This window comes from Oscillibacter sp. UBA6647 (assembly GCA_002455655.1).
Lineage (GTDB): Bacteria > Bacillota > Clostridia > Oscillospirales > Oscillospiraceae > Oscillibacter.
Genome location: DKLF01000098.1, coordinates 14,882 through 17,447, shown reverse-complemented (window position 1 = coordinate 17,447; position 2,566 = coordinate 14,882). Strand labels below are relative to the sequence as shown.

General features: G+C 54.0%; 1 protein-coding gene and 1 CRISPR repeat array. The gene reads left to right on the top strand.

The genetic code is table 11. The features are described from left to right. Positions 1–62 precede the first annotated feature (62 nt). A CRISPR array of direct repeats spans positions 63–1,283; the repeat unit is 31 nt; unit sequence GATGCCCCCTCACGGGGGCATGACTTGAAAC. 484 nt (positions 1,284–1,767) lie between these two features. Further along, positions 1,768–2,566: DUF1538 domain-containing protein (locus B2W96_RS07540; RefSeq protein ID WP_293009675.1), on the top strand; the 799-nt coding region annotated here is incomplete at its 3' end.

Here is a 2,566-nt window from a genome sequence, read left to right as displayed (position 1 = left end):
TGCCCCCTCACGGGGGCATGACTTGAAACATAATATCCGATAGGCGATCTTACTTTTGCTTCGATGCCCCCTCACGGGGGCATGACTTGAAACACTTATGCGAAGCTGAAGGACGTGCCGGAGAAGTGATGCCCCCTCACGGGGGCATGACTTGAAACTATGATCTAATCTTCTAATGCTATGCGTAAAGCCAGGATGCCCCCTCACGGGGGCATGACTTGAAACAGTTCGCCCTTAATCTCAAAGATATCCAGTCCATGATGCCCCCTCACGGGGGCATGACTTGAAACAAGTACAGCATGAAGCGGATGGGCCACGCCACAAAGATGCCCCCTCACGGGGGCATGACTTGAAACAGCAAGCGCGATGCCCAGTTCCGAAAGATCATGAAGATGCCCCCTCACGGGGGCATGACTTGAAACTGCCGTCATTTGTAATGCACCTCCCATTCAAAAATGATGCCCCCTCACGGGGGCATGACTTGAAACACAGAGCATACATATCTTCCATTTTCTACGGACAAGATGCCCCCTCACGGGGGCATGACTTGAAACAACCCATTTACACAAAGGCGGCGCGTTAAACCGCGATGCCCCCTCACGGGGGCATGACTTGAAACCATTGGACCATAATTTGAAAGGAAAATGAACCATGGATGCCCCCTCACGGGGGCATGACTTGAAACACAAGGCCCAGAACGGAAATTACTTTTTCCATGGGATGCCCCCTCACGGGGGCATGACTTGAAACTCCGGGGCTGTCGGCCCTGTTCAACGAGCAGCAGGGATGCCCCCTCACGGGGGCATGACTTGAAACGCCTCGATCACTGCGAAGGAAATAGATGAATACATCGATGCCCCCTCACGGGGGCATGACTTGAAACTGCGGACATCCAGCAGGCTTTGGAGCCGGAGCGCCGATGCCCCCTCACGGGGGCATGACTTGAAACTGTTCTGTGGGCATAGGACTTCCACCTATGCATAGGAGATGCCCCCTCACGGGGGCATGACTTGAAACTACATATTCGCCGTCTTTCTGAATCCCTAAATGCAGGATGCCCCCTCACGGGGGCGTGACTTGAAACGTGGAAAAGGCCATCGGGCCGGACAGCCTGCGGCTGGTGATGCCCCCTCACGGGGGCATGACTTGAAACACTTATGAGGGCAACACCTCACTCTCGTCTCAGGGATGCCCCCTCACGGGGGCATGACTTGAAACCGCAGTATCCGTTGAACGGCGCTATGATAGCAGCGATGCCCCCTCACGGGGGCATGATGCGCTATGCCGAACTCGCGTGGCGATGTTTTTATTCCGTTAAAATTTTATAGCCCATTCCGCGTACCGGGCAGCGGGCCGAGGTTTGCGGGCTTACAGGCACGCAGGTCCCCTTAATCGTAAAAGGCTCCCGGAAACCACAGTGGTTTCCGGGGTTTTTTTAACGCGACCTTGTTCTGTGCACGTCCGGGCTTTATGAGATTGCCACAAAAAAGTTGGGCATACTCTCCAAAGCGGGAAAAGCGCATGGTCCGGGGTTCAGTATTGACAAATCCTATATAATCCGTAAACTAAGTGTATAGGGTCAGCCGCTCGCCGTTTCTTGGCGAACGGCTTTTGACAAATGATTTCGCTCTTTTGCCGCGGCGAGGCGCTCCGCCGACTGCACAGACAGGGTGCGGTGGTTTTTCGGTGCCGTCCGTATTGAGGGCATGGGCGAATTTATTTTAGGGCTTTCAGGAGTCCTTGAAATACATAGTAAGGAGGATATCATTGAAAGAAAATCTGAAAGCGAAAATTAAGGAATCCATGTCGTCTGTTCTGCCAATCACGGTGATTGTGTTCCTGCTGGGAATCACAATTGTTCCTGTTCCGGTGGGAACCATCACCCTGTTCCTCGCCGGAGCAGTGATGCTGATTGTGGGAATGGGATTTTTTGCACTGGGCGCAGACGTGGCTATGATGCCCATAGGACAGGGCATCGGCAGCCACTTTGGAAAACCCGGAAAACCCATTGCAGCCATACTTGCGGTGGGCTTTATCATGGGCGTGATTATCACTGTGGCGGAGCCGGATCTTCAGGTGCTGGCCCATCAGGTTCCCGCCATCCCCGACAGCGTCTTGATCTGGACAATTGCTCTGGGCGTGGGACTTTTCTTAACCGTTGCGGTCCTGCGGACCGTTTTCCATCTGAATCTGGCCCACCTTCTGCTCATTTTTTATGCGATTGTCTTCGCGCTGGCTTTTTATGTCTCAAAGGATTTTATCCCCATGGCCTTTGACAGCGGCGGCGTGACCACCGGACCCATTACCGTGCCGTTTATCATGGCCTTTGGCGCGGGTCTGGCCGCCATGCGGGAGGACGACTCTCAGGACAACAGCTTCGGTCTTGTCGCCCTTTGCAGCATCGGCCCCATTCTCTCGGTACTGGTACTGGGGCTTTTGTATAAGCCCTCCTCCGCCGATTACACCACGATTACCATTACAGAGGTAATTACTACCAAGGACGTGGCGGCGCAGTTCGTACACAGCCTCCCTATTTATGTGGAAGAGGTGGGCAAGGCCTTTGGTC